At 55.0% G+C, this 20,219-nt stretch carries 23 protein-coding genes, 1 tRNA gene and 2 pseudogenes; 13 read left to right on the top strand and 13 right to left on the bottom strand.

Going from position 1 to position 20,219, the window contains the following annotated elements:
• Positions 1–7: 7 nt before the first annotated feature.
• Positions 8–691: a respiratory nitrate reductase subunit gamma gene (gene narI, locus B7L15_RS09155; RefSeq protein WP_085918680.1), complete on the top strand. Its 684-nt coding sequence runs from the start codon at positions 8–10 to the stop codon at positions 689–691.
• A gap of 11 nt (positions 692–702) precedes the next feature.
• Positions 703–1,515 (top strand): peptidylprolyl isomerase, encoded by an 813-nt coding sequence (locus tag B7L15_RS09150; RefSeq protein ID WP_085918679.1) that lies wholly within the window; start codon positions 703–705, stop codon positions 1,513–1,515.
• Between the two features lie 25 nt (positions 1,516–1,540).
• Here the strand turns inward: B7L15_RS09150 and B7L15_RS09145 are convergent, their stop codons facing one another.
• On the bottom strand, positions 1,541–2,107 hold the full coding sequence (locus B7L15_RS09145) for a YIP1 family protein (RefSeq protein WP_085918678.1): 567 nt from the start codon (positions 2,105–2,107) through the stop codon (positions 1,541–1,543).
• A 267-nt stretch (positions 2,108–2,374) separates the two neighbouring features.
• Here B7L15_RS09145 and B7L15_RS09140 point away from each other — a divergent pair, with 267 nt between their 5' ends.
• Positions 2,375–2,680, top strand: a complete 306-nt coding sequence (locus B7L15_RS09140; protein ID WP_234346820.1) for a MarR family transcriptional regulator — start codon at positions 2,375–2,377, stop codon at positions 2,678–2,680.
• A gap of 3 nt (positions 2,681–2,683) precedes the next feature.
• Here the strand turns inward: B7L15_RS09140 and B7L15_RS09135 are convergent.
• A pseudogene (locus B7L15_RS09135) lies at positions 2,684–3,211 on the bottom strand (HPP family protein).
• 141 nt (positions 3,212–3,352) lie between these two features.
• On the opposite strand from B7L15_RS09135, the gene B7L15_RS09130 reads away from it, so the two are divergent.
• The 4 genes from B7L15_RS09130 to B7L15_RS09115 all read left to right on the top strand — a co-directional run bounded on the left by B7L15_RS09130 (position 3,353) and on the right by B7L15_RS09115 (position 5,873).
• Positions 3,353–3,769, top strand: coding sequence for a DUF488 domain-containing protein (locus B7L15_RS09130; RefSeq protein ID WP_085918677.1), 417 nt, complete (start codon positions 3,353–3,355; stop codon positions 3,767–3,769).
• A gap of 113 nt (positions 3,770–3,882) precedes the next feature.
• The gene (locus tag B7L15_RS09125; RefSeq protein WP_085918676.1) at positions 3,883–4,656 is read left to right on the top strand and encodes a DUF3750 domain-containing protein; all 774 of its coding nucleotides are present in this window, start codon (positions 3,883–3,885) and stop codon (positions 4,654–4,656) included.
• A gap of 123 nt (positions 4,657–4,779) precedes the next feature.
• On the top strand, positions 4,780–5,178 hold the full coding sequence (locus tag B7L15_RS09120; RefSeq protein ID WP_085918675.1) for an antitoxin Xre-like helix-turn-helix domain-containing protein: 399 nt from the start codon (positions 4,780–4,782) through the stop codon (positions 5,176–5,178).
• Positions 5,178–5,873, top strand: coding sequence for an RES family NAD+ phosphorylase (locus B7L15_RS09115; protein ID WP_085918674.1), 696 nt, complete (start codon positions 5,178–5,180; stop codon positions 5,871–5,873). Before B7L15_RS09120 ends, B7L15_RS09115 begins: the two co-directional genes overlap by 1 nt.
• 30 nt (positions 5,874–5,903) lie before the next feature.
• Here B7L15_RS09115 and mntR read toward each other — a convergent pair whose 3' ends face one another.
• The 5 genes from mntR to B7L15_RS09095 form a co-directional block, all read right to left on the bottom strand.
• The gene (mntR, locus tag B7L15_RS09110) at positions 5,904–6,380 is read right to left on the bottom strand and encodes a manganese-binding transcriptional regulator MntR (RefSeq protein WP_085918673.1); all 477 of its coding nucleotides are present in this window, start codon (positions 6,378–6,380) and stop codon (positions 5,904–5,906) included.
• A 128-nt stretch (positions 6,381–6,508) separates the two neighbouring features.
• Positions 6,509–7,111, bottom strand: coding sequence for an NAD(P)-binding protein (locus tag B7L15_RS19785; protein WP_254902903.1), 603 nt, complete (start codon positions 7,109–7,111; stop codon positions 6,509–6,511).
• A 2-nt stretch (positions 7,112–7,113) separates the two neighbouring features.
• Positions 7,114–8,061, bottom strand: a complete 948-nt coding sequence (locus B7L15_RS19780; RefSeq protein ID WP_254902902.1) for a cation:proton antiporter domain-containing protein — start codon at positions 8,059–8,061, stop codon at positions 7,114–7,116.
• A gap of 30 nt (positions 8,062–8,091) precedes the next feature.
• Positions 8,092–8,514 (bottom strand): ion channel, encoded by a 423-nt coding sequence (locus B7L15_RS09100; RefSeq protein WP_254902901.1) that lies wholly within the window; start codon positions 8,512–8,514, stop codon positions 8,092–8,094.
• A gap of 91 nt (positions 8,515–8,605) precedes the next feature.
• Positions 8,606–10,000: a GntP family permease gene (locus B7L15_RS09095; protein ID WP_085918672.1), complete on the bottom strand. Its 1,395-nt coding sequence runs from the start codon at positions 9,998–10,000 to the stop codon at positions 8,606–8,608.
• A 201-nt stretch (positions 10,001–10,201) separates the two neighbouring features.
• Here B7L15_RS09095 and B7L15_RS09090 point away from each other — a divergent pair, with 201 nt between their 5' ends.
• Both B7L15_RS09090 and B7L15_RS09085 read left to right on the top strand, forming a co-directional pair.
• Complete coding sequence (locus B7L15_RS09090; protein ID WP_085918671.1) at positions 10,202–11,548, top strand: Na+/H+ antiporter family protein; 1,347 nt, start codon at positions 10,202–10,204, stop codon at positions 11,546–11,548.
• A gap of 119 nt (positions 11,549–11,667) precedes the next feature.
• Positions 11,668–12,354 (top strand): type 1 glutamine amidotransferase domain-containing protein, encoded by a 687-nt coding sequence (locus B7L15_RS09085; RefSeq protein WP_085918670.1) that lies wholly within the window; start codon positions 11,668–11,670, stop codon positions 12,352–12,354.
• Positions 12,355–12,477: 123 nt separating this feature from the next.
• Here the strand turns inward: B7L15_RS09085 and B7L15_RS09080 are convergent, their stop codons facing one another.
• From B7L15_RS09080 to B7L15_RS09065, 4 genes are all read right to left on the bottom strand, one after another.
• Positions 12,478–13,212: an RNA methyltransferase gene (locus B7L15_RS09080; RefSeq protein WP_085918804.1), complete on the bottom strand. Its 735-nt coding sequence runs from the start codon at positions 13,210–13,212 to the stop codon at positions 12,478–12,480.
• Positions 13,213–13,339: 127 nt separating this feature from the next.
• A complete protein-coding gene (gene groL / locus B7L15_RS09075; protein WP_085918669.1) occupies positions 13,340–14,983 on the bottom strand; it encodes a chaperonin GroEL in 1,644 nt (547 codons plus the stop codon).
• A 57-nt stretch (positions 14,984–15,040) separates the two neighbouring features.
• Positions 15,041–15,334, bottom strand: coding sequence for a co-chaperone GroES (locus B7L15_RS09070; protein WP_066320359.1), 294 nt, complete (start codon positions 15,332–15,334; stop codon positions 15,041–15,043).
• 224 nt (positions 15,335–15,558) lie between these two features.
• Positions 15,559–16,065 carry an FxsA family protein gene (locus B7L15_RS09065; RefSeq protein WP_085918668.1) on the bottom strand — a complete coding sequence of 169 codons (507 nt, stop codon included), beginning with the start codon at positions 16,063–16,065 and terminating at the stop codon, positions 15,559–15,561.
• Between the two features lie 181 nt (positions 16,066–16,246).
• Here B7L15_RS09065 and B7L15_RS09060 point away from each other — a divergent pair, with 181 nt between their 5' ends.
• Positions 16,247–17,008, top strand: a complete 762-nt coding sequence (locus B7L15_RS09060; protein WP_085918667.1) for an SDR family oxidoreductase — start codon at positions 16,247–16,249, stop codon at positions 17,006–17,008.
• Positions 17,009–17,057: 49 nt separating this feature from the next.
• Here B7L15_RS09060 and B7L15_RS09055 read toward each other — a convergent pair whose 3' ends face one another.
• Both B7L15_RS09055 and B7L15_RS09050 read right to left on the bottom strand, forming a co-directional pair.
• Positions 17,058–17,693: a hypothetical protein gene (locus B7L15_RS09055; protein ID WP_085918666.1), complete on the bottom strand. Its 636-nt coding sequence runs from the start codon at positions 17,691–17,693 to the stop codon at positions 17,058–17,060.
• Between the two features lie 292 nt (positions 17,694–17,985).
• Positions 17,986–18,070: transfer RNA gene (locus tag B7L15_RS09050), tRNA-Leu, on the bottom strand.
• A gap of 76 nt (positions 18,071–18,146) precedes the next feature.
• Here B7L15_RS09050 and B7L15_RS19335 point away from each other — a divergent pair.
• The 3 genes and pseudogenes from B7L15_RS19335 to B7L15_RS20080 form a co-directional block, all read left to right on the top strand.
• Positions 18,147–18,761 carry a ComF family protein gene (locus B7L15_RS19335; RefSeq protein ID WP_139839362.1) on the top strand — a complete coding sequence of 205 codons (615 nt, stop codon included), beginning with the start codon at positions 18,147–18,149 and terminating at the stop codon, positions 18,759–18,761.
• A 127-nt stretch (positions 18,762–18,888) separates the two neighbouring features.
• Complete coding sequence (locus B7L15_RS09040) at positions 18,889–20,043, top strand: hypothetical protein (protein ID WP_139839361.1); 1,155 nt, start codon at positions 18,889–18,891, stop codon at positions 20,041–20,043.
• A gap of 29 nt (positions 20,044–20,072) precedes the next feature.
• Positions 20,073–20,219: pseudogene (locus B7L15_RS20080) on the top strand (IS1380 family transposase); the annotation flags it as partial.

Here is a 20,219-nt window from a genome sequence, read left to right as displayed (position 1 = left end):
AATCCCCATGGTTAGCGACTACCTTCATCAACTGGTTTATGGCTACTACCCCTATTTGGCGGGCACGGTATTTTTGCTTGGCAGCCTGCTGCGTTTTGATCACGGTCAGTACACCTGGAAAACCGGCTCCAGCCAAATGCTGTCGTCGAAAAACATGCGTTTAGCAAGCAACCTATTCCACATCGGCATCATCACCATCTTTTTTGGCCATCTGGTAGGGCTATTGACACCACACTGGGTCTACGCACCGTTTATGAGCGCGGGCACCAAGCAAATCATCGCCATTGTGGTGGGGGGCATCGCAGGCGTTATGTGCCTAGTGGGTGGTGCCATGTTGGCTTATCGCCGTGTTGCCAACCCACGGGTGCGAGCCTCGTCGAGCCTCATGGATACGTTGATGATTTTACTGCTGGTGGTGCAGGTTTCGTTAGGCCTGCTGACGATCATTCCGGCGTTGAATCACCTTGATGGCGGCGTGATGATTCAGCTTGCCCACTGGGCCCAGGCGGTGGTGTTCTTCCAGGGCGGCGCTGCCAGTTACCTCGTAGGCGTTGGCTTTATCTACAAGCTGCACATTCTGGTCGGCTTGACGATTATTTTGATCTTTCCCTTTACCCGCCTTGTTCATGTATGGAGCGCGCCGTTTGGCTATGCCACTCGTCGTTATCAGTTGGTGCGTAAAAGAGGCTAAGGAGTGTTGTCATGCAGATGATAGATATTGAACAACTACCAGGCGAAGCAACGACTCCAGCGGTCAGTGTTGGTGGTCAGCCCATTCTAGACAGTGATATCGCCCAGGAAATGCAGTACCACCCGGCGGACAGTGCCGGGAGTGCGCAGTTGAAAGCCGCCCGGGCGCTGGTGGTTCGGGAACTCCTGCGCCAGCGTGCGACCGAGCTTGGGCTGCTTCAAGAGGGCGACGATGCTGATGATCAGGCAGTTGCCGCGCTACTCGAGCAAGAGCTTGCAGTGCCTGAGCCCTCAGAAGAAGACTGCGAGCGTTTCTACGCCACTCACCCTGAGCGTTTTTGTGAACCCACGCGAGTGAGCGTTCGTCATATTCTGCTTGCCGCTGCGCCGGACGACGCTGAAGCACGGGACGCGCAGTATCATCAGGGGGTGACATTGCTGGAAACACTCAGGCAGCACCCTGAGCGGTTGACAGAGTTTGCTCAGCGCTATTCTGCTTGCCCCTCGAATGAGCAGGGTGGTGAGCTTGGCTGGCTGGTGCCAGGGCAAACCGTGGCGGAGCTTGACCGCGCGCTGCAACACCTGCCGGAGGGCCTGCACGATCGCCCGCTTGCGTCGCGCTACGGTTGGCATCTGGTCATGGTGGACGCACGCGAGGAAGGTCGGCAGTTGGCCTACAATGATGTGGCCGATCGTGTACGCCTTAGCCTGCACGAACAAGCGACCCGCCGCGGTCTGCGGCATTATCTGCTGGCGCTGGAAGCGGATATTGGCGTGGAAGGGGTGGCGCTTGACGATGATAGCGGTGACTCGCTGATGCAGTGATCACCGCCGTGTTATTCAAGAAAACCTAGTAAGCCCAGGTCAGCGCCATCAGCACGCCCCAAGCGAGCACGCCTGCCGACATGATGGTATAGGTCGCCGACATGGTGGCCATATCATGGTCGTGTCTCCCGCAAAGCGCCTGCAGGCCGTGATAGATCAGGCTGCACGAGACGCCAAGCGCCGCTAACACGACCAGCACATTAAGCAGCAGGTTCGGAATGAGCAGTATGAGCGATGATGCCCATAGCGGTAGTGGGGCCAGCGCGGCCAGCAGGTAGGCGTCCGGATAGTCGATGGAAAGCGCCTGGGTGCCATTGACCACGGTATGAATCACCCACCCCATCATGAAAAACGTCAGCAGCTCGGCCAAAAATAAAATGGTGGTGATAAACCGCCATTCCCGATCGGCAAAGCCAGGCATCAGCGCATCGCCGTGGTGAGTGCCGGCAAAATAAAGCATGATTGGTGGCAGAAGCGACATGGGTAGTACCAGCCATCCCGCAAGCGCAGGTATCGACGGTTGACGCCCGCTAAGTTCTTGCCATCCCACTTGATGATTAAAAGGCATTTGTGCGGCGGTCAGTAAATTCATCGGAGCACCTCCCCATTGGCTACGCGTACCGTGCAATGACAACGGTTGCCTACGTTTCAGGTTTAAAATATCATATTGTGATATTTAATGTTTAGGCGCTACACTGGTGGCTGTCAAGTCAGCCCAGCTAAATAGAGACATAGCCAAACGATGCCCAATAATCCGACGTCGTCATTAACCAAACGGGATTTTCAGCAGCTTTCCCAGTTTCGTTACCAGCTCCGTTGCTTTTTACGCCACAGCGAAAATATTTGCCGCGAACATGGAATGACCTCGCTGCAGTATCAATTACTGCTGCACTTGCAAGGATTTGAAGGGCAGGAGTGGGCGACGGTGGGTCAGTTGGCCGAGCGTTTGCAGGCCAAGCATCACGGCACGGTCACCTTGATTGACCGTTGCGAACAGTTGGGGTTGGTGGAGCGGCGGCCAGGGCGTGAAGACCGTCGCCAGATCGAAGTCCACTTGCTGACAGAAGGTGCAAAGCGCGTGGCACAAATTGCCGAAATGCATCAGCCCGAACTTCGTCAGCTGCAGGAGGAAATACGCTTGCCTGACTGGGAGGGGCGGGTATGACGACTACCAGTAGCGTGGGTAGCGCCGATGGCGGGCCAGGTTGTTGATCAGGATGGCGACCATCAGCATGATCAGACAGCCCGCGCCAATCGGCACCAGGGGAAACCACCAGCCCAGGGCATGCACGTTGTCGCCGCCGGCAACGGCAATCAATGCGGCGGCGGCACCCGGCGGGTGCACTGTATGAGTGAGCTGCATGACCAGAATGGATAATGACACGGCCAGCGCCATGGACATCGGGGTCGCGCCCAGCCATTGGTAACAGCCCACACCCACGGCGGCTGACAGCATGCTACCAAACAGGACGTGACTGGGTTGCGCAAGCGGGCTTTCCGGCGCCGCGTAAATGAGTACCGAGGTGGCGCCAAACGAGCCGACAATCAGCAGTCCATTGGAGAGCCAGCCCGCGCTTAACCAGCAAATCAGCGCCATGCCGCTAAAGGCGCCCAGCTATGACCAGAAGGCGTCCTGCCAACCGACAAAAGGTCGTCGGGTACGTTCGCCACGCATTTTCCCCAGGTAGGTTTTCATTTGGCGCCTTGTTGCATCAAAAGGGTGCAGATAATGACAAAATGCACCTCCTTAAAGCAAGTGAGCGATTTGCATTCAGCCATGAAGCGGCTTCACGACGTTCTTTAGCCTTGCGTGGCATGGCATGATGAGGAGAGTCTGATGAGTTATGACATCGTCTTCAAACGTATTTACTCGCCGCAGGCAAACGATGACGGTGCCAGGGTGCTGGTTGACCGGCTTTGGCCAAGGGGAAAGTCCCGCGCGTCGCTTGCGCTTGACGAATGGTACCGCGACGCCTCGCCCGGGCCGACGTTGCGGCGCGACTATCACCGCCACGCCATCAGCGAGGATGACTTTCGCGAGCGCTATCGCAAGGCATTGAAGGCCGAGCCGGAGGTGCTGCTGCCGCTGATGCGCTATGCCCGTCAGGGCAAGCTGACGCTTCTGACCGCGGCCCGCGATCCCGAGCATTCGCATTTGCCTGTGCTAAGGGACATGCTCCTCGAAGCGCTGCAGCAAGAGGATGTCGCCGATCGTGAATGTGCGTCGCCACCGTGCTTTTTACCCCCCTCCTAGTCGGCTTGGCCTTTGCGTGTGCACCGCGTTTAGATCAGCGCCTCGATTTGTGCTCAGCGTCGGGTTAGCTTATTTGCCGAACCCAATGGGGCCGATGTCAATCGAGGTCAGAGATGAAGAAAACGCTAGCGGCGTTTACGCGCTGGGTGGCCGTATTGATCGTGATGTTGGCGGTGCTACTGGCCGGCCCCGTCTGGATGTTGGCCAGCGACCAGATCGTTACCGAAGGCCACTGGTCGGCGCTTGACCGTTCCTCCGCCGCGATTGCCCCGGCCCCTGAGGAGGTCTCTGAGGCGGTGGTTCAGGTTTACGCCGCCCGCGCTTACAACTGGCGGGGAGCTTTCGGGGTGCATATCTGGATTGCCACCAAGGCGCAAAATGCTGACTACTACCGGCTGCACCAGGTGCTGAGCTGGCGGCGCCCCACGGTGGTATCGTCGATCGACACACCCGACCGCTCATGGTTTGGCAATGCGCCCGAACTGCTGGCGGATTACCGCGGCGAGCCAGCGCAAACCATGATTCCCCGGATTGCCGATGCGGCGGCACGTTTTCCCTATGCTGATCTGTACCGCGTGTGGCCGGGACCCAACAGCAATAGCTTTATTGCCTGGGTGGCTCGGGAGGTGCCTGGGTTCAACGTGTCCCTGCCGATCACGGCGATTGGTAAAGACTACCTGTTTGACAGTGTTTTCGCCCCTGCGCCGAGTGGTACCGGTTACCAGCTTTCTCTGGGGGGTGTGGTGGGATTGCTTGTCGCCCGGGAAGAGGGGGTTGAGGTGAATATCCTGGGGCTTGGCGTGGGGATTGATTTCATGCGGCCGGCGATCAAGCTGCCGGGTGTCGGCCGGTTGGGGATGCCCGCCCGGGCCATGGGGAATCATTAAATGTTGGCGCGCTTGTTGGCTGCCTCGCAGCCGGCAAAAGGCAGAAAAGAGGGTAATGGTGTATACTGTCTGTAGATACCTTTATAGATTTATTGTATTTGCAGAATGGGCCATGAGATGACGATGCAAACGGCAAACGAACTTGCTCATAACAAGGCAGCGGCAGCGGTAGGGCTGAAAGCAGCGGTCCGTATTCTGGATAAGTGGCGCGCGACCGGTGAGCAGGGAGAAGCCATTTTGCGTGTTTCCCACAGTACCTATGCCCGGGCACGCCGTGGTGACGTGGCTGAAATCAAGCTCGACAACGATCAACTTACGCGAATTAGCTATCTGCTCAATATTCATGCGGCATTGCGCATGCTGTTTGAGAACCCTGATAACCTGTATGGGTTTGTCTCGATGGCCAACTACAACCCCTATTTTAACGGCCGCACGCCGCTTGACGTTATCAGTAGCGGTGATTTTGCCGCGCTTTACGAGACCTTCAAGCGTATCGATAGCCTGCGGAGTGCCCAGTGGTAATGCCTGACGAGCTGCCGTCATGTGCCGCAAAACGGGTGGAAAGTTACCGCCTGGTCAACAGCAAGTTTCCACCGATTGAGCTGTTTGACGACGTTGCCAATGCCGAGGAGTTTGAAGCCCTCTACGCGCTTCAGGCATTAACCAATCCACGCTTGCGAAACGAGGTTGGCGATTTGGGGCTTTTGCCAATTCAAGATATTCCCTTCGGCATTCGCGGCTGCTCTTATGCCACCGCACCGTTTACCCATGTCAATCCTAATGGCTCGCGCTTTAGCGATGGCAGCTTTGGCGTACTCTATGTCGCGGATTCACTGACTGCTGCGATTACGGAAGTAAAATATCACCAGCAAGCGTACTGGCGAAAAGTGCCGTCGCTGCACTATGAACGCTTCGTGTTTAGAGGGCTGAAATGTGTGTTCGATGAAGGGGGATGCCGAGATGGGTTGGTGTTAGCACCGAGCCACCCCATCTATTGCGCTGATGATTACCGGGCATCGCAGGTCTTGGGCGAAGCATTACGTCGTTCAACTGGAACGGGGCTGCGATATCACTCGGTGCGGCACGAGGGAGGTGTCTGTTGGGCGCTGATGACGCCGCGTCGTGTCAAGCAGATGATTCAGACCACTCACCTGGAAATGATCTGGAATGGTGACATCGCCCAGGTTAATCGGCTTTCAGCCGTATCAAGGTCGTAAAAAAATCGTAAAAACAATGAAGTGGCTGTTTTATGTCTGATGCTTTTCAGTAAAACGCCGCATGATGGCCAGTGTTTCATCGCTGACGTGATGCTCCATGCCCTCTGCATCAATGCGGGCGGTGTTGTCGCGAACGCCCAGGGCGCGCAGGAAATGCAGCACAATATCATGACGTGCGCGTGAGGTTTCGGCCATTTTATGGCCTTCCTCAGTCAAGAAGAGCGACCGATAGGGACGGCTCGTTACCAGCCCCAGCTCATTCAGACGTCGGATCATTTTCGATACAGTTGCCTGGCTAACCGCCATGCGGCTGGCGATATCAGCCGCGCGTGCTTCGCCACGATGGCGCAAAAGATCCCCGATCAGTTCCACATAATCTTCGATCAGTTCAGTTTCGTGGGCGTTGCGCACGGTTTCGTACTGTTGTGCATGCTGCTCGACAGGCGGCAGCGCATCGCCACTTAGGCGTGAATTAGGCGGCAATGGCGGCTGTTCGTGATCGCTCATAATGGCTATATAGGTTGGCTATATCAGAGTGAGTAAAAACGTTGATTAGGATGGTAACGTATTTTTTGGAATAATTGTTAGCCAAGGTTAAACTATTTGCATGGTGCTTTTTTGTTGAGCTAACGCCCTCAAAACCTGATTGGCGCAGTAGACTGTAGGTTTTCCCAGGTTTTTTCGGCGATACCGATACCGGCACCGGCCATCAGCAAATAGGTTTGGTCAGCGCCAGCCGCCATCAAGGGGGCTTCTTCATCGGGATAGTTGATACCCGCAATGATCGTACCTTTAAAACCCGCTTTACGAAGCTGGCGAGTGGCAAACAGCTTACTCTCAGTGTTGGGCGTTGCCAGCATTACGGCTTCAAGGGCATGAATATCCAGGTGCGACCAGAAAGCAACATCTTCCACATCGGCATAACGTATGTCGCGCTCGGAGGTCGCCACTTTATTCGGGTCAGAATCAATGCCGATCACCCGCAAATGGTTCTCGACGAAAAAGTCGTAGGCGGCACTGCCGGTCCGGCCCATGCCAATCACCATCATTTTGGCATCGCCGAGGGTGACGGGCTGCTCATCGGGATGGCGTAAATGACGTTCAAAGCGGGTCAGGCGGACTTCGTAACGATCAAACAGGGCGTGGGCGACTCGGTTGAGCGGCGCGGAGATGATAAATGAAAGCGCCACCGTCAGCGCCAGCGGTACCAGCCACTCTTCCAGAATGCTGGACGCCACGATCAGGCCGAACTCGCTGTAGGCTGTGAGGCTGAGGCTCCCCAGAAAAGCGCTACGGGCGCGGATCTTGAATATAACCAGAAGGGCAAAAAACAGCGCGGTTTTAGTGGCAGCAGCATTGCCATCACGCCAGCGAAGATCAGTGCATTAGCGTCCGGTAGGCCCGACATGCCTATCTGCAGGAAAAAGCTGATCAGCAGTATTTCCTTTAGCCCCCAGAGCGCCTTGGACATTTCCTGGGCACGTGGATGTTTGGCCAGCAAAAGTCCCATCACCAGAGCGCCCACTTCGCCGCTGAGCCCCACGACATCAAAGCCCATGCCGCCGATGGCAATGGCCAACACTGCCCCCATCAGCACCAGCATTTCATCGTGCTGGGCAATGCTCATCAGCCAGTAAAGCACCGGCCGTAGTAGCGGCAGCGCCAGGATCCAAAGTGCCCACCAGGAGGGAGACTGGCCGCTGTAAATGCTGATGGCGGCCAGTGCCACCAGATCCTGGATAATCAGGATGCCGATAGCCAGTCGTCCATGCAGCGCCCGCAATTCTCTTTTGCCCTCGAGCACCTTGGCAGCCAGTACCGTGCTGGAAAATGATAGCGCAATGGACAGCAGAATGGCGGTATCAAGCGCCAGGCCCATCAAGACCACGAAGCCGGCAGTGAAAGTAAAGGTGGTGATGCTGAGGTGTATAAAAGCACCGCCCAGCACAGCAGGTTCGACGAGGTTTTTTAGGTTGAGTTTCAAGCCAATGGTGAATAACAGCAGCAATACGCCCAGATGCGCCAGGTGTTCGAGCAATGGGCCAGCCTCGGTCGGTAAACCCAGATAGGGCCCGGCAAAATTAAGTGCAAAACCGGCCGTTAAAAAACCCACCAGAGGTGGCAGACTGAGTTGGCGAGCTATAATCCCGAAGATAAAGGCAAACGATAAAATAATGACTTCAAACATGCACAATCCCTAGCGTATGGAACAGACAGGTTATTTTCTTACTCGCCAATGCTTTTGCATTTCGACAAACGTGAACGACGCCGACCAGGTGATCAAGACAAAACCGGTCAACGCTAATGTGCCATACAAGAAACGGATCGGGCCGGTTGCATAAATGTCGCCGTAGCCCACCGTGGTGTAGGTCACGGCAGCGAAGAATATATGATCCAGCAGGTTGAAAACGCTATAGCCGTTTAATGCGCCGATACCTCGCAGCTCAACCAACCACCACCCTGTAAGCCCAAACAGCCAGATTTCGGCGATGTGGGTCATCAGAACGCCGAATGCCATGGCCAGAATGCGCTGACGGTGGGGTCTGTGTGATCGCTCAATCTGGCGGGAAATAAGCCAGAGGGCTTCGTAGTGCAGCAGAACCGCGAGCACGACGGTGATAGACGTGGTGATGACCACCACGACGTGTTCAGGGTACGGAATGGTCACGAAAAGCTGGGCCCGTGGTTGCAAACGCTGGTTTTGGGTTAACTATCTCATGCGCGCGGTTATTTTAGAAGCTGCCGAACAGCGTGCCGAGGGTGATAACGCTCACCAGTGCGGCGATAGGCAGCACGATCGTGACCATGGCCACGTTGCCGTAGGCCTGTCGGTGGGTGAGTCCGCAGATGGTCAGCAGCGTAATGACGGCGCCAGAGTGGGGCAGTGTATCCATGCCGCCGGCGGCCAGTGTGGCAACGCGATGCATGAGCTCGGGGTCGATGTTGGCCGCTTGTGCCATCGCCAGGTATTCGCCGCCCAACGTTTCCAGTGCAATCGACAGGCCCCCCGACGAGGAGCCGGTAATACCTGACAGCACGCTCATCGCCAGCGCTTCGGAAATCAGCGGATTACCCGGCGATGCGTTGAGCACCGTATCGCGAATGATGGTAAAGCCCTCGAGGCTGGCAATCACGGCACCGTAGCCGACGACGGAGGCGGTGTTGAAAATCGGTAGCAACGAGTCGACACAGCCGCCATTAACCGTATCTTTCAGGGCTATCCAGTGTCGCCAGCGGCTGATGACCAGCCATATGGAAGCGCTCAGCAGGGCGATCAAGATTGACCACAGGCCGCTCTGCCGGGCGGGCGTTACGCTGGCGAATTCATCGCTGATAAAACTCAGGTCCATCGATGGGAAAACAAGGTACGTCAGCAGGCCATTCAGACCGATCACCATGATCAACGGAATCAGCGCCGTGGTTAACCGCATGGTGGGTGGCGAATTCTGTGAGTCGCTTTCATCCGTCTCGCGTTCTTTATGAAGGCCGTAGCCCTCATTCAGTGCGGCCGCCCGTTTTACTCGGGATTGCAGGTAGGCCATTCCCAGCCCGAGCATCACGAGCCCGGCGATGACTCCCAGGCCGGGAGCGGCAAAGCTGTTGGTGGCGTAATAAGGAATGGGGATTGCGTTCTGAATGGCCGGGGTGCCGGGTAGAGCGGTCATGGTAAAGGTGAAAGATCCCAGTGCAATCGCGCCTGGAATCAATCGTTTGGGAATATCGGTGCGGCGAAATAATTCGCGGCTGATGGGATAAATGGCAAAGGCTACGACAAATAACGAAACGCCGCCGTAGGTAAGAATGGCGCAGGCCAGCACGACCGTCAGTACCACATGACGGGTGCCCAGCTTATTGACGATGCCGTTGGCGATGGATTGAGCCGCGCCGGAATCCGACATTAGCTGCCCAAACAGGGCGCCCAGAAAGAACAGCGGAAAAAACTGAATGGCAAAACTGCCGAGGGCCCCCATGAAAGTGTCGGTATACATCGGCAACAAAAAGGCGGCTTCACCCGAAAGTGTAACCGCCAGCGCCGCCATCAGCGGGGCGAGCAGCAGAACTGTCAGCCCACGGTAGGCAAGGAAGATGAGCAGAAGCAGCGAAATGACAATGGCAAAGGTGCTCATGGGCGCTCCGGAGCAGCATGAATCTGAGTTAATCCAAGAGCCAGGATACCAACATATCAGGCTTCGTGTTGCATGGCAGCAATGCGGAGCTGTTGTTCTTGGTGATATATCGGGTAAATGGCGCCGCGAATAGCGATTTTCTCTGATAAAATCCCGCGTTTTCTCGCTTACCACTTCTCACTGCCTATTTTAGGAAGATTGATGAACGCCGTAATTATTGCCGTACTTGTGATGGTCGCGCTCTCGCTCGCGCGAGTTTCAGTTGTGTTCGCCCTTGTCGTGGGCGCGTTAGTGGGTGGGCTCGTGGGCGGGCTCTCATTGGATCAGACGCTCGAGGCATTCAACGATGGGGTGGGCGGCGGTGCCCAGGTGGCGCTTGCATACGCGACGCTGGGCGCTTTCGCCGTGGCGATTTCCCGCTCCGGGCTGCCGGACATGCTAGCCAACGTGTTGATCAGGATGCTGGGTAAAGAAACCCATGCAGCCAACCAGAATCGAGTGAAGTGGGTGCTGTTGGCCGCGGTAGTGCTGGTCGCGATTCTGTCTCAGAATGTGATCCCCGTGCATATCGCGTTTATCCCGGTATTGATACCACCCTTGTTGACCGTCATGAACCGCCTGCAGCTGGACCGTCGGGCGGTAGCCTGTGCCCTGACATTCGGCTTGACTGCCCCCTATATGCTGCTGCCTGTGGGCTTTGGGGCTATCTTCCTCAATGATATTTTACTGGCCAACCTGAGGAGTGCGGGTGAACCGCTGGGCCTGGAGATCACCCGCGAGATGCTGCCCATGGCGATGGCCATACCGGTCGGCGGGATGCTTGTTGGTTTGGTCGTGGCGCTTACTTTCAGCTACCGCGGCCGTCGCGATTATGCGGTCAAGCCGTTAGCCAATACACCGGCAGGACATTCGGCCACGCCCGCCACGCCCCACACACTTGGGCTGGTCATGTCCGGGGTCGCCATTGTCGCCGCTCTCGGGCTTCAGCTTTATAGCGGCTCGATGATCCTCGGCGGCTTGGTAGGGATTGGGCTGCTGTCGCTGGGGGGGATTTTTAAATGGCGCGAAGCCGATGACTTGTTTACCAGTGGCATGCGCATGATGGCGTTGATTGGCTTTATCATGATTTCGGCGGCCGGTTTTGCGGAAGTCATGAAAACCACCGGCGATATCGACACGCTTGTCGCGGGTGCTGTCGACCTGTTTGGCGATAATCGCGGGCTCGCTGCGCTGGTTATGCTGTTGGTCGGGTTGTTTATCACCCTGGGAATCGGCTCGTCATTTTCGACGATTCCCATTATCGCGGCTATTTTTGTGCCGTTAGCGGTTCAGTTCGGCTTCTCGCCCATGGCCACCGTCGTACTTGTGGGCACTGCTGCTGCCTTGGGTGACGCGGGCTCCCCCGCATCAGATTCTACGCTCGGTCCTACGGCAGGCCTCAATGTCGACGGTCAGCATGATCACATGTGGGACAGTGTCGTACCGACATTCTTGCACTATAACGTACCGCTTATCGGCTTTGGCTGGCTGGCGACGATGATGCTTTAACCATCCAGGGCGCGGCGTCTAACAAGGACGGACGGGTTCGGCTTGCAACTCAGGGGGCATGCCCCCACCTAAAAGAGTGTTAGGCGGAGTTTTGAACGCATCACGCTAGGAGAATTTAGATGAGCAAGCGTATTTTGGTAGTACTGACGTCTCACGATCAGTTGGGCGATACCGGAGAAAAGACGGGTTTCTGGCTGGAAGAGCTTGCCGCGCCTTACTACGTGTTCAAGGACGCCGGGGCCGAGGTGACGTTGGCATCGCCGAAAGGTGGCAAGCCGCCGCTTGATCCAAAAAGCGATGCCGAAGATGGCCAAACCGATGAAACGCGGCGCTTCAAAAAGGATGAGCAAGCCAATGCCGCCTTGGCCGCCACGCATCGCCTGAGCGATATGAAAGCAGATGACTTTGATGCCGTGTTCTATCCGGGAGGCCATGGCCCGCTGTGGGATCTGGTCGATGATAAAGATTCTATCAAGCTGATCGAAACCTTTATCGCACAAGGTAAGCCGGTGGCCTCGGTCTGCCATGCGCCGATTGTGCTCGTCAATGCGAAGGACAGGAATGGCGAACCATTGGTGAAAGGTCGTGAAGTGACCGGCTTTACCAACGGTGAAGAAAAGGCCGTGGGGCTGACGGATGTTGTTCCTCATCTGGTAGAAGATGCGCTTCAGCAATGTGGCGGTATTTACAGCAAGGCAGACGACTTCACGCCTTATGTGCGTGAAGATGGTCAGTTGATCACCGGCCAAAACCCGCCATCCTCAGCGGCCACCGGTGAAGCGCTGGTGGCGTGGTTGGACCGTTAATCAGTGTTACGCACACTAACTGTTAGCGGCATAGACGAACGGCGAGCACAAGCTCGCCGTTTTTTTGTGGGTAGGTATTACGCACCGTGCCCGATGGATGGGTTGATGGCTGTGTGGCACGAGTTATCGATCCGGCAAGTGGGACTCGAAAGCGCTGAGCAAGCCACGCAGCAGAGAAAGCTCTTTGCGGCTCGGCTGAGCGCGGGTAAACAGGGCTTGCAACTGTTCCTCAGTGCGCGCATGGGGCTGGGTGATAAAGCCGCTTTGCTGCATCAATCGCCCTAAGTGCTCCTGAAAGTACAAGAATTGTTCGCGGCTCGGCGGCGTGGTTTCAGTCGGCTGCTGATAAACATAGTGGCTGTCGTCGCGCCTGCGCCATGCGCGGTGTACTTCGTAGGCAAGGATTTGCACCGCTTGAGAGAGGTTCAAGATGCCGTAGTCAGGGTTGGCGGGAATGCTGACTTGATGCGTGCAGCAGCGAATCTCGTCGTTGGTCAACCCTGAGCGTTCGCGGCCAAACACGAGTGCTACCGGCGCATGCTGCGCGTTCTGTGTCACCGCCTGGGCCATATCGTCGGGTTCTTCAAAATGGGGCAGGGGGAGGCTACGAAGCCGCGCACTGGCGCCTACTACCTGAACACAGTCACTCACCGCTTCGTCAAGCCGGGTGACGACCCGGGCGTTGTCGATAACGTCTGTCGCCCCGGCGGCAAGGCGGGTGGCTTCCTCGTCGGGAAATTGACGGGGGTTGACCAGCACCAGGTTCGTCAGCCCCATGGTTTTCATGGCCCGGGCGGTGGCGCCTATATTACCGGGATGGAAGGTTTGCACCAGCACAATGCGAATGTTGGAAAGCACGGTGATAAGACAGCCTGAATAGCGAATGGAAAACGACGATTTTACCACGCTTTAACGACAAGAACCCCGCACAAGGCGGGGTTCTTGATGACGGCTTACCGTCAGAGCGATAAGGCTCGGGGGCAGCTTACATCATGCCGCCCATGCCACCCATTCCGCCCATGCCACCCATGTCCGGAGCGGCTTCTTTCTCGTCCGGATCGTCGGCGATCATGCACTCGGTGGTGATCATCAAGCCAGCAACGGAGCCTGCAGACTGCAGCGCAGAACGCGTTACTTTGGCAGGGTCGAGGACGCCCATTTCAAACAGGTCCCCGAATTCACCGGTCTGCGCGTTGTAGCCGAAGTTGCCTTCAGCGTCCTTCACGCGGTTGATGACGACGGCGGGCTCTTCGCCAGCGTTGCTGACGATTTGACGCAGCGGCGACTGCAGGGCGCGCAGGGCCATGTTGATGCCGTGGTTCTGGTCTTCGTTATCACCCGTCAGACCCTGTACCTTGGCCATGACGCGGACAAGCGCGGTACCACCGCCAGGCACTACGCCTTCTTCAACGGCGGCGCGAGTCGAATGCAGCGCATCTTCAACGCGGGCTTTCTTCTCTTTCATTTCCACTTCGGTGGCCGCACCGACGCGGATAACCGCAACGCCGCCTGCCAGTTTGGCAACCCGCTCTTGCAGCTTCTCTTTGTCGTAATCGGAAGACGTGTCTTCGATCTGGGTGCGAATCTGACCCACGCGAGCTTCGATATCGGCTTCAACGCCGGCGCCATCGATGATGGTGGTGTTTTCCTTGGACATGGTCATGCGCTTGGCAGTACCCAGGTGATCCAGGTTCGCCTGCTCGAGGGTCAGACCAACTTCTTCAGAAATCACGGTGCCGTTGGTGAGGATCGCAATATCCTGAAGCATCGCCTTGCGACGATCGCCAAAGCCAGGCGCCTTGGTGGCCGCGACTTTCACGATGCCGCGCATGTTGTTCACGACCAGCGTGGCCAGCGCTTCGCCTTCGATGTCTTCGGCAACGATGGCAAGCGGTTTGCCTTGCTTGGCAACGGCTTCGAGAACCGGCAGCAGCTCACGGATGTTGGAGATCTTCTTATCCACTAACAGGATGTAAGGATCTTCCAGTTCAACGGACATGGTGTCCTGGTTGGTCACAAAGTAGGGCGACAGGTAGCCACGATCGAACTGCATACCTTCGACGACTTCCAGTTCGTCTTCGAAGCCACGACCTTCATCAACGGTGATGACACCTTCTTTACCGACTTTTTCCATTGCTTCGGCAATGATCTCACCGATGCGCTTGTCGCCGTTAGCGGAGATGGTGCCTACCTGAGCGATGGATTTGGTATCGGTGCAGGGCACTGACATCGCCTGGATTTCTTTGACGGCTGCCGTGACGGCATGGTCAATACCGCGCTTGAGGTCCATCGGGTTCATGCCGGCAGTTACGCCTTTCAGGCCTTCCGCGATAATAGCCTGGGCCAGAACCGTGGCGGTGGTGGTGCCGTCGCCCGCGACGTCAGAGGTCTGCGAAGCAACTTCCTTGACCATCTGGGCGCCCATGTTCTCGAACTTGTCTTTCAGTTCGATTTCCTTGGCCACCGATACACCGTCTTTGGTGACGGTCGGTGCACCAAAGGATTTTTCGAGAACAACATTGCGTCCCTTCGGACCCAGTGTGACCTTCACTGCATTGGCGAGAACGTCAACACCGCGCGCCATGCGCTTGCGAGCATCATCGGAAAACTTGACTTGTTTAGCTGCCATGTTCGTTACTTCCTAATAAATTTCAAGAAATGGGAAAGTAATAGGTCGAGGCGGTGATCAGCCTTCGACAACTGCCAGAATATCGGCTTCGCTCATGATCAAGACTTCTTCGCCGTCGATTTTCTGCTTTTCAACGCCAAAGCCGTCTTTGAAGATCACGTTATCGCCAACTTTCACGTCCAAGGGGCGAACGTCGCCGCTTTCCAGAATGCGGCCATTACCAACGGCGATAACTTCACCACGGGTAGGCTTTTCCTGCGCATTGCCCGGAAGCACGATGCCGCCAGCGGTTTTCTGCTCTTCTTCCACGCGACGAACGACGACGCGATCGTGCAAAGGACGGATATTCATGCTTACGTTCTCCTGAGTATCGTCAAAGCCCCAATCAGGGCGGTTAGTGTTGATAGTTTTCGTGGGCGGTGCCCGCGAAAAATGAAGACAAGATGTCTTCGCTGTAAATGGCAACCACTTTATAGTGAAGCAGTTACCGAACTTGTGTGCTGTTTGAAAAGTGGGGGCTGCGGGTGGCCTTTCAAGGGGGCGCTAATAAAAAAATCTCAAGCGCTGTCTATTCGCTAGCCGCGGTGTTTCGGCTCATCCCGGCTAATAAAATCCCCTTCGATCGGTCCTTCCGGCTTTTCGGTGGACGACGCGCTCTCGCTGTGACGATAGCGGGGCTCATCCTGATGAGAGGCCCACGACGGATCATGCCCGGTCGTGCGGTGGGTGGCGACCTTTAAACCCAGCGCGGTAAGCAGTTTAAACAGCAGGCGACGGGCATTCGGCACAAGGCAGGCAAGGCCGAGGGCATCGGAGAGAAAACCCGGTGCCATTAATAACGCACCGCCAAATATCAGGGCGGCACCGGTAAACAGCTCATTAGAGGGAATTTCACCTGCCTGCATGCGCTGACGAGCGCGGGCAAACGTTGCCACGCCTTCCTTGCGAATAAGATGCAGACCCACGACCCCGGTGCCAATCACCAGCAGCAGAGTCATTAATAAACCGATCTGGCTGCCAATCGAGAACAGGATGACAAAGTCAAGCAGCGTGAACAGGGAAACAAACACCAAAATGGGCATAACTAACTCCGTAATAAACGTCGTGATAGATATGGTGACAGTCTGATTGAAAAACAAGCCGGACTAAATAGCCTAGCGAAGCTGCATTGCGCTTTTAGGGGATTGCCGGGTGATGGTTTGCGTGTCAGTTTGAACGACGAGATGTATCAACGTGATCAAAACGGACGGGAAGGAGCGTTAAATGAAGCTGGATGGTCGGGTAATTGCGATAACTGGAGGTGCACAAGGCCTGGGCTATGCCGTGGCTCAGCAACTGGGGCAGAAGGGAGCGCGGCTGGCGTTGCTGGATATTAGTGGTGAAGCTCTGGATAGCGCTGTCTCAACATTGGCACGGCAGGGGATCGATGCGCAGGGAGTGGTCGTTGATGTTGCCGATGAAGCATCAGTGGTGCAAGCATTTGCGGACATTGCCGAGAAGCAGGGTCCGGTCAGCGGGTGTGTCAATAATGCGGGCATTACCGACGATGCCCTCATGGTGAAAGCCAAAGAGGGGCAGGTGGAAACACGCATGTCCCTGGCGGCCTGGCAGCGCGTGATTGATATCAACCTGACGGGCGTGTTTTTGTGCGGACGAGAAGCGGCGACGCAAATGATCGAAGCCCAGCATGAAGGCGTGATCGTCAATATTTCCAGTATCTCTAAAGCGGGTAACCCCGGGCAGAGCAATTATGCGGCCGCGAAGGCGGGAGTACATGCATTGACTGTCACCTGGGCAAGCGAGCTGGCGCGCTATGGTATTCGCACCGGTACGGTGGCGCCGGGCTTCATCAATACTGACATGACCGCCTCGATGCGCCCCGATATGCTGGAACGCATTGCCTCAAAGGTGCCGTTAAGGCGTCTGGGGGAGGCGGATAATATTGCGCAAAGCGTGGCGTTTATCCTCGATAATGATTATTTCTCTGGTCGAATCATCGAGTGCGACGGTGGGCTGCGGCTGTAGCCATAGTCCATGGGTGCCGTGTTGATAGTGGCGTATGGCCAACGCCGGGCTAGCGATTCGTTTCAAGGTTATCCACTTCTTCAGCCCAGCGCTTTACTTTACGGCGCTGAAGCCGCCCGTTGAGACGTTTGGTATCCACGCTGATGGGGATCAATGTCTTTTCGGAAGTGGATGGGTCGCTTAGATAGAATGACCGCGACGCTCCGACGGGCCTGTCTTCCGAGCCATAGATGGCAATCACTCGCAGCTCCAGTTGAAGCCCGGTCTGATCGTAAATGGTGTTGTCCAGTTGCCAGGTAGCGCAGATCTGATCGGCAATGTCGGCAAAGCGTTGCATATGCAGGTAATCGCCAGAGGCTAGCGGCCCCTGGTGACTTCTGATGGATTTCCCTTCCTGCTCATTCTCTTTCTCTTCCTGGTACTCCGCGACGTCGACCATGTAGCTGCTTTCTTGGGTATGAAGAAGTGCTGCCACATGTTGAATGTAGATGGATTCACTACTCATGTTGCTTATTAGACAAAGCGCATTCTGGCCGGTGCCAAGGCCGCGATTGATAATGATGCGTGGACGCCGCTGGCGAACGTAGCCGTTATAGAGTAGCTGCAGGTAAAATAACCAAAGGAGAACGGTGAAGATGCTTGTGGCGGCGGAAATCGCCTGACTATTTCCGTTAAGCCAGTCCATAGGTCTGTTCCTTAGCCCGTTTAATGGTTTGGAGTTAGCGAGTAGAACAAAAGCTAGCTCAACAGGCTAAAAAATCCAGTTAGCCAATGAGTTGTGGTTCAATTTTAATCAGGTAAACCTGATTTGTTGGGCAATAAAAAAGCATTGCGGGGACGTAAGAAAGCAGATAAAGACGATTAGAAGGGATGCAAATGTTGGCTAAGAAACTGACCGAAGCATGCCCAAAACAGACTATATGAGCACTAAAAGCAAGGAGGGGATAAATCTAGCTGATTGAAAAATAATGCTTAATTGGTGCGGATGGGGAGACTTGAACTCCCACGCCTTACGGCACTAGAACCTAAATCTAGCGTGTCTACCAATTCCACCACATCCGCAGAACGATGCGTATACTATCAATCTTTTATATAAAGTCAATGATAAAGTGTACAAGCCGCCAGCCAAGGAGTGCTCATGCGATTGAAACGCTGGGTAGCTGCCGGTAGTGCTCTGCTAAAACGGGGACTGCCGGGTTATTGTGTGTTTTGTTTGGCACCGCTTGAAGGGGACGCAAGCTGGTGCTCGGAATGTTTCGAGCAGTTGCCCTGGAATAGACCTGCCTGTCCGTGCTGTGGTGATCAGTTAACGAACGATCACCACTTCTTGTGCGGGCATTGCCTCAGTAAGCGGCCTGCCTTCGAGGCTGCTTATGTGGCGTTACGCTATGAATTTCCCGTTAATGCACTGGTGCGCGATTTCAAATTTAACGCCCGGCCTCGGGCTGGCATGTTGTTGTGTGAGTTAATGCAACAAAGCCTGCCGTCGCCACCCTTTGATGCGATACTGCCCGTGCCAATGACGCCAGAGCGCGCTCGCGACCGCGGGTTCAATCAAGCGCACTGGTTGGCTTTCGAGCTCGCCAAGCGAAGCGGCTTGCCCGTGCTCGAAGCCCGTCGACTCAAGCAGGGGCCTTCGCAGCGCCGCTTGAACCGGCAGGCGCGTTTTGCCAATCTGGCGGGTGCTTTCGTGATTGATAAACCGCCGCCTGCGTATGTCGCGATTGTTGATGACGTAACGTCCAATACCTAATGCACAACTCTTTGAATAAAAAAGATTTTCCATACATTTCAAAGGCTTATTAATGTTGTGTGCCTGGTTCTATTGAGCCAGCCTTTCTTTGGAGTAAACTAATTATAAATTAGTAAAGGAAAGGATTATGGCTCGGGACAATTTCAAGAAAGGAGACATCACCAAGCTGAGCCAACGGGTTGCTCTTCGTTGCTCTAATCCTGCCTGCCGTGTGCCTACAGCTGCACCAGGAGATACAGAGTTGGGGGTTAATAGCATAGGGGTTGCTGCACATATACATGCAGCATCGCCTGGGGGACCCCGTTATGATCCCTCAATGACATCATCTGAGCGAGGTTCTATATCGAATGCGATATGGCTATGTTCTAACTGCTCAATAATTATTGATCGTGATGAAGCCCGTTACACAGCGAAATTACTCAAAGAATGGAAGGTAAAAGCTGAGACAACGGCAATCAGGGAACAAGGCACAAAGCTCCCTTCTGACGAAGATGCAATAAATCTGACTACAATGGCTTTGACTGGTCATCCCCAAAAGCTTCTAACAAAAGCAATATCAAACGTCCACACAGCAACTGCCAGAGCAATAGAGAGATCCGACCCAAGGTTTGAAGTTACCACCCACTTCAAGGATGGGCAGACTGTTTATGAGTATCATGCCAAGGAAGATGTCACTTTCAATTTTGAAGTGAAGGGCGAGGAAGGTGTAGAAATTTTGAGGAAAATGTTTGAAGAAGGGCAAGATGCTAAGTTGCCAGCAAAATATTTTGATACAAGAGGTTTTAACTTTCCCGGTGGCTCGCCAGATAAGCCAGAGTATGTAGAAATAAGAAAAGATGGTATAGAAGCTATACATAGAATATGGCTAATAGACACAGAGAGCAAAGTAACAGAGCAGTTTAATGATGTGCATGGGAAGGCATATTTTGGGACAAAGGCTATGCGGTTTGAAGGAGTTGCTTGTTCAGGAATTTTTGCATTTAGCTACACTCGACCGATATTAAATACAGGAGAGAACTCCAGCTTTAATATTTCGATAAATTTTGCCCTTTGGGAAGGGAAGGATGTAAGAAAATTACCCTATTTTAGTAAAATTAAAAGTTTCTTCGATGGTATATTTCACGGTGCAGAGCTACATACATCCTTAGAAATAGATGGAGATACTGCTTTCAAAGCAAATACGGAAAAAATGGGTAAAGAACCTGAGTTTAGTAATGTTCCTGAATCCGTGAGACCGGCCCCCGGAAGCACTTCTAACCCACTGACCTGCATGGCAATATAGCCATTATCGCCATTCACCCAGACAGTGCCATGCCCAACATAAAGTTCCGCGCCAGTCGCCGCACCCTCACTAGCCACGCCGGGCTGTCCATCATCGGGCAATGCTTCGAGATCGCTGGCGTCGACAGCATCGACAGCCGCTTCCCCACCACGCTGGCATGCGCACCAGTGACGTGA

This window comes from Halomonas sp. CSM-2, assembly GCF_002119345.1.
Taxonomy (GTDB): Bacteria; Pseudomonadota; Gammaproteobacteria; order Pseudomonadales; family Halomonadaceae; genus Vreelandella; species Vreelandella janggokensis.
Note: the sequence above shows the minus strand (reverse complement) of the source record. Positions and strands in the feature narration are given on the sequence as shown.

Coding starts and splice junctions, on each gene's coding strand:
- B7L15_RS09145 (WP_085918678.1), bottom strand. CDS start 2,107: ATGAATTTACTGACCGCCGCACAAATGCCTTTTAATCATCAAGTGGGA.
- B7L15_RS09090 (WP_085918671.1), top strand. CDS start 10,202: ATGAACGCCGTAATTATTGCCGTACTTGTGATGGTCGCGCTCTCGCTC.
- B7L15_RS09150 (WP_085918679.1), top strand. CDS start 703: ATGCAGATGATAGATATTGAACAACTACCAGGCGAAGCAACGACTCCA.
- B7L15_RS09115 (WP_085918674.1), top strand. CDS start 5,178: ATGCCTGACGAGCTGCCGTCATGTGCCGCAAAACGGGTGGAAAGTTAC.
- B7L15_RS19780 (WP_254902902.1), bottom strand. CDS start 8,061: ATGTTTGAAGTCATTATTTTATCGTTTGCCTTTATCTTCGGGATTATA.
- narI (WP_085918680.1), top strand. CDS start 8: ATGGTTAGCGACTACCTTCATCAACTGGTTTATGGCTACTACCCCTAT.
- B7L15_RS09085 (WP_085918670.1), top strand. CDS start 11,668: ATGAGCAAGCGTATTTTGGTAGTACTGACGTCTCACGATCAGTTGGGC.
- B7L15_RS09140 (WP_234346820.1), top strand. CDS start 2,375: ATGACCTCGCTGCAGTATCAATTACTGCTGCACTTGCAAGGATTTGAA.
- B7L15_RS09120 (WP_085918675.1), top strand. CDS start 4,780: ATGCAAACGGCAAACGAACTTGCTCATAACAAGGCAGCGGCAGCGGTA.
- B7L15_RS09065 (WP_085918668.1), bottom strand. CDS start 16,065: ATGCCCATTTTGGTGTTTGTTTCCCTGTTCACGCTGCTTGACTTTGTC.
- groL (WP_085918669.1), bottom strand. CDS start 14,983: ATGGCAGCTAAACAAGTCAAGTTTTCCGATGATGCTCGCAAGCGCATG.
- B7L15_RS09060 (WP_085918667.1), top strand. CDS start 16,247: ATGAAGCTGGATGGTCGGGTAATTGCGATAACTGGAGGTGCACAAGGC.
- B7L15_RS09070 (WP_066320359.1), bottom strand. CDS start 15,334: ATGAATATCCGTCCTTTGCACGATCGCGTCGTCGTTCGTCGCGTGGAA.
- B7L15_RS09125 (WP_085918676.1), top strand. CDS start 3,883: ATGAAGAAAACGCTAGCGGCGTTTACGCGCTGGGTGGCCGTATTGATC.
- B7L15_RS09040 (WP_139839361.1), top strand. CDS start 18,889: ATGGCTCGGGACAATTTCAAGAAAGGAGACATCACCAAGCTGAGCCAA.
- B7L15_RS09055 (WP_085918666.1), bottom strand. CDS start 17,693: ATGGACTGGCTTAACGGAAATAGTCAGGCGATTTCCGCCGCCACAAGC.
- mntR (WP_085918673.1), bottom strand. CDS start 6,380: ATGAGCGATCACGAACAGCCGCCATTGCCGCCTAATTCACGCCTAAGT.
- B7L15_RS09130 (WP_085918677.1), top strand. CDS start 3,353: ATGAGTTATGACATCGTCTTCAAACGTATTTACTCGCCGCAGGCAAAC.
- B7L15_RS09095 (WP_085918672.1), bottom strand. CDS start 10,000: ATGAGCACCTTTGCCATTGTCATTTCGCTGCTTCTGCTCATCTTCCTT.
- B7L15_RS19335 (WP_139839362.1), top strand. CDS start 18,147: ATGCGATTGAAACGCTGGGTAGCTGCCGGTAGTGCTCTGCTAAAACGG.